This window comes from Kitasatospora sp. NPDC059722 (genome assembly GCF_042733235.1).
Lineage (GTDB): Bacteria > Actinomycetota > Actinomycetes > Streptomycetales > Streptomycetaceae > Kitasatospora.
In genome coordinates this window covers 15,278-20,266 of record NZ_JBHWGD010000088.1, presented here as the reverse complement: position 1 = coordinate 20,266, position 4,989 = coordinate 15,278, and the positions used below count along the sequence as shown (strand labels likewise).

4 protein-coding genes and 1 pseudogene are annotated in these 4,989 nt (G+C 75.9%); all 5 read left to right on the top strand.

What is annotated here, in order from left to right; translation table 11 throughout:
* Positions 1 to 106 precede the first annotated feature (106 nt).
* Positions 107 to 322: a hypothetical protein gene (locus tag ACFV4F_RS35335; protein ID WP_380508853.1), complete on the top strand. Its 216-nt coding sequence runs from the start codon at positions 107 to 109 to the stop codon at positions 320 to 322.
* Between the two features lie 15 nt (positions 323 to 337).
* Positions 338 to 676: a hypothetical protein gene (locus ACFV4F_RS35330; RefSeq protein ID WP_380508851.1), complete on the top strand. Its 339-nt coding sequence runs from the start codon at positions 338 to 340 to the stop codon at positions 674 to 676.
* A 3-nt stretch (positions 677 to 679) separates the two neighbouring features.
* Positions 680 to 1,042 carry a GPW/gp25 family protein gene (locus tag ACFV4F_RS35325; protein ID WP_380440834.1) on the top strand — a complete coding sequence of 121 codons (363 nt, stop codon included), beginning with the start codon at positions 680 to 682 and terminating at the stop codon, positions 1,040 to 1,042.
* Entirely contained in the window at positions 1,039 to 3,903 is a 2,865-nt protein-coding gene (locus ACFV4F_RS35320) for a putative baseplate assembly protein (RefSeq protein ID WP_380508848.1), read from the top strand. The genes ACFV4F_RS35325 and ACFV4F_RS35320 overlap by 4 nt, the downstream gene beginning before the upstream one ends.
* A pseudogene (locus ACFV4F_RS35315) lies at positions 3,900 to 4,989 on the top strand (putative baseplate assembly protein); the annotation flags it as partial. The gene ACFV4F_RS35320 and the pseudogene ACFV4F_RS35315, both read left to right, overlap by 4 nt.

Here is a 4,989-nt window from a genome sequence, read left to right as displayed (position 1 = left end):
TCTCGTGCGCGGCTCGTACACCGGGGCGGTGGGCCCGGGTATCGGGGGCGGCGGTCCTACCCCCCCCCCCCGGTGCCCCCAAAGGGGGCCCCCGTGGGGCCCCCTGTTGTTGAACCCCCCCCGGGGGGGCACCTACGTGCTGCTCACCGACGCCACCGAGCCCACCGGCGGCATCCGGCTCCAACTGCACGGCGCCGCAGGGCCGTACATCAAGCTCAGCGAAGCCGGGATCGAACTCTCCTGCGGGCCCGGCCTCGCGAGCATCCGCCTCGCCGGCACCTCCGTGATCATCAACAACGGCACGCTCGTCGTACCGCAATAGCGCTTGGGGGACCACATGCCCGGCCTCGCCCTCCACACCGGAGCGACCATGACCTGCCCGCACGGCGGCACCGTGACCATCCTGCCCGCCGGGCCGCCCGGGGCGCTGGTCCAGGGGATGCCGGTCGCGACCAGCGCCGGCCGGCTCGTGATCGCGGGCTGCGCCGTGACACCGCCGTGCGCGACCGTGCAGTGGACGAACGTGTCCTCCGTGCTGGTCAACGGCGCGCCACTGCTGGTGCAGGCGCCGCCGCCGACCCCGCCGCCCGTTCCCGGCGGCGGGGTGTGCATCGGGTCGCCGACTCCCGCTCCTCCACTGGTCCTTGCGATGCAGACCCTCGTCACGGGGCTGTGAGCCATGGACCCGGCCTTCCCCTTCCGCATCGACGGCCGCGGCCGCACCGCCGAGGCCGCCTACCCGGACCACGTGCGCGACATGATCGAGCAGCTCCTGTTCACCACCCCCGGCGAGCGCGTCAACCGCCCCGACTTCGGCTGCGGCCTGCTCGACCTCGTCTTCGAGCCCGACAGCGTCGAACTCGCCGCCGCCCTCCAGGTCTCCGCCGAGGGCGCCCTGCACCGCTGGCTCGGCGACGTCATCGTCGTCGACTCGCTCCGGGTGACGGCCGAGGAGAGCACCCTGCGCATCGAGCTGCGCTACCTGCTCATCGCCACCGGCGAGGTCCGCACCGACGTCCTCGAAGGGAGCGTGGCACGGTGACGTGTTCGGACGAGCGGCGGCGCGCCAAGCTGCGCACCTCCGACCTCAACGGCATCGACAGCGTGGACGTCCTCGACGACGCCCTCGTCGTCGTCCTCTTCGGCAAGGCGCCCGCGGGCCTCACGCCCGCCAACTTCCGCATCGACGGCGGCGAGCGGATCACCGGCATCACCGTCACGGCGGTGCGCCGGGAGGCCGACGCGGAACGGGAGTTGGCCGACCGGCTGGTCCTCGCCGTCGACCGGCCCGGCGATCTCTCCGCCTACCGCCTGAGCGTCGTCCGCGCCGACCCGCACGGCAGGCCGAGCACCGACCCGTACCCCGGATTCGACTCCCGGTACGCGAGCGCCGCGTTCACCTTCCGGCCCGAATGCGCGACGCTCGACTGCGCCCCCGCCGACACCTGCACGCCCGCGCACCCGCACCCGCCCGCGCCCGCGCCCGAGATCGACTACCTCGCCAAGGACTACGCGAGCTTCCGCCAACTCCTGCTCGACCGGCTCTCGTTGACCATGCCCGCCTGGACCGAGCGGCACGTCCCCGACCTCGCCATCACCCTCGTCGAACTCCTCGCCTACGAGGCCGACCGCCTCGGCTACCGCCAGGACGCCGCCGCCACCGAGGCCTACCTCGACACCGCCCGCCACCGCGTCTCCGTGCGCCGCCACGCCCGGCTCGTCGACTACGCCATGCACGACGGCTGCGCCGCCCGCGCCTGGGTCTGCCTGGAGACCGGCGAGGAACTCACCCTGTCCGCCGGGGACTTCCGCTTCCTCACGCTCGCCCCCACCGTCCTGCCCGAGCTCGGCCCCGCCCTGCTCGCCACCGACCTCCAGCAGCGCCGCCACCTGCCGCCGTACCAGGTCTTCGAACCCGTCCACGCCGAACCCGTGCCACTGCGCCCCGCCCACAACCTGATCCACGTGTGGACGTGGGGCGACGCCGAGTGCTGCCTCCCGGCCGGTGCCACCTCGGCCTCCCTCGCCGACGGTTCACCGGACCGCCGGGCCCTGTGCCTGCGCCCCGGCGACGTCCTGGTCTTCGAGGAGGTCCTCGGCGCCAGGACGGGCGCCCCCGCCGACGCCGACCGCACCCACCGCCAGGCCGTCCGCCTCGTCTCCGTCACCGAGGACCTCGACCGGCTCTACGACCAGCCCCTCCTGAACGTCACCTGGGCCCACGAGGACGCGCTGGCCTTCCCGCTCTGCGTCAGCGCGCGCGGCGGCCCCGACTGCACGGACCTGGAGGTCGGCGTCGCGCGCGGCAACACCGTGCTCGTCGAGCACGGCGCGAGCATCGACTGGTGCCACCAGCCGGCGGAGCCGATCGACGTGCCCGTCGCGCCGGCGCAGGAACCCGGCTGTCCTTCGTGCTGCGCCGACGACACCGTCGGCCGGCCGGCCTACCCGCCGCTGCCCGTCCGCTTCTCCCCCGCGCTGCGCCTGCTCCCCGTGACGCAGAGCGCCCCCTTCCCCACCGACCCCGTCATCGCCGCCGCCCAGGCCGCGCGCCTCCTCGGCATGCCCGACCGCGCCCGGCAGCGCCTCACCGCCATCTGGCACCGCCTGCCCCCGCACGACGGCACGCTCACTCCGGCCGAACGCGCCTACCTGGTCGTGCTGTTCGGCGAGGCCGTCCTCCAGCGCCTCGGTGCCGACGACCACCCGCGCGAGGCGCTGCGCACCCTGCTCGCCCGCTTCGACGACCTCCTCGCGGCCAAGCTCGCCCGCCTGCGCGAGCTCGTCCGCCGGGCGAGGGCCGGCCAGGTGCTCCGGCACGACGCCGAGGGCTGGGAGCTCGGGCAGAGCTGGGGCGAGGACGAGGCCGCGCACCTCCGCGAGGACGACCCCGCGTTCCGCGGCCCGGCCGCGCTCGCCACCGCCCCAGACCCCCGCGCCGCGCTGCCCGCCGTCTGCCTCACCGACCAGGACGGCCAGGACTGGCACCCCCGCCGCGACCTGCTGGACAGCGGCCCGGCGGACCGCGACTTCGTCGGCGAGACGGACGACGACGGCGTCCTGCGGCTGCGCTTCGGCGACGGCCTGAACGGCGCGGCGTTCCCCCTCGCCGATGCCCCCGGCGCGCAGTGCACCGCCCGCTACCGCGTCGGCAACGGCACACCCGGCAACGTCGGCCCCGAGGCGATCAGCCGGATCGTCCTCTGCGCCACCCACCAGCACGGCATCCGCGCAGTCCGCAACCCGCTGCCCGCCGCCGGCGGCGTCGATCCCGAGCCCGTCGACGACGTCCGCCGCCTCGCGCCGGTCGTGCCGACCACCCGGCTCCTGCGCGCGATCACCGCCGACGACTACGCGGCGCTGGCCGCCGCCGTCCCGGGCGTCCGCCGGGCGGCGGCGGACCTCCGCTGGACGGGCAGCTGGCACGAGGCGCAGGTGGCCGTCGAGGCCTTCGGCACCGAGACGGCCCCCGGCGCGCTGCTCGACGCCGGCCGGGCGGCGCTGTTCCGCTACCGCCGGATCGGCCACGACCTCGCGGAGTTCACCGCGACGCTCGTTCCGCTCGACGTCGCGCTCCACGTGCGGGTCGAGCCCGACCACGTCGCCGGGCACGTCCGCGCCGGGCTGCTGGCCGCCTTCGCCGCGCTCTTCGCCCCGGACGCGCTCGTCTTCGGCGACCCCGTCCGGGTCAGCCGGCTGGTGGCAGCGGCGGCGGCCGTCCCCGGCGTGCAGCACGCCGAAGTCACCCGCCTGCACCGCCTGTTCGCCGATCCGGCCGACCGCGGCGACGCGCTCACCAGCGGGGTGCTGCCGATCGGTCCGCTGGAGGTCGCGCAGCTCGACAACGACCCGTCCCGGCCCGAACACGGCCGGCTCGCACTCGACTTGGAGGGCGGCCGATGACCTGCACGTCCGGCTCCTGCGCCGACACCTGCTGCACGGGCGGCACCTGCTGTACAGGCGTGGAGGCCGTCACGCCGACGCCCGTCTTCAACCCGCCCGGGCAGCCTGCGCTCGCCTACCGCGCGGGCACCTACGCGACCTTCCGCGCGTCCATGCTCGCCCGGCTCTCCAGCCGCCGCGCCCTCGACCCGCTCACCACCCGCGAACCGGACGACCCCGCGATCGCCCTGCTCGACTGCTGGGCGGTGGTCGGCGAGGTGCTCACCTTCTACCAGGAGCGCATCGCCGACGAGGGCTACCTGCGCACCGCCACCGAGCCGGAGTCCCTCGACCACCTCGGCCTGCTCGCCGGCCACCGCCCCCGCCCGCCGCTCGGGTCGAGCACCCACCTCGCGTACACGCTCGACCCGGGGGCGCACACCCTCGTCCCGGCCGGGTCCGGGGTGAAGAGCCAGGCGGCGGCCGGGCAGCTGCCGCAGACCTTCGAGACGAGCGAGGACCTCGTCGCCCGCGCCGAGTGGAACACCCTGGCCGTCCGCCTCGCCGACCCGCCGGACATCACGCGCGAGAACATCGACTCGGCGCTCGTCACCTTCGCCGTGGACGGGACGACCGCCAACCTCCGCAAGGGGGACAGGCTGCTGTTCACGTTCGCCCCGACCGGCCTCGCCGCCGACGTCCACGCCCGGACGGTCGCCGAGTCCGCCGTCGACTTCACCGCCGGACGGACCCAGGTCACGCTCGTCTCCGCCACCACACCGCTCGGCGCGTTCACCGCCGCCGTCGCCGCCCTCGCCGACGCCGTGCGCACCGCCACCGGGGACGCCGTGACCCGCACCGACCCGGTGGCGGCACGCATCGCCAGCGACATCCTCACCCCGCTGGCGGCCCTGCTCCTGCCCACCCTCACCCCGGCCGGCGCCCTGTTCGAGGTCGCCCCCGAGCTCCAACGGCTCACAGAGGCCGTGGCATTGGCCGCCCGCGGCGCGAGCTGCGCCCTCGCCGACTGGCGGGGGTGCGCCGACCCCCCCCCCCCCCGGGCCGGGGGCCCCCCCGCGCGCCGGCCGCCCCGCCCCGCCGCGCCAC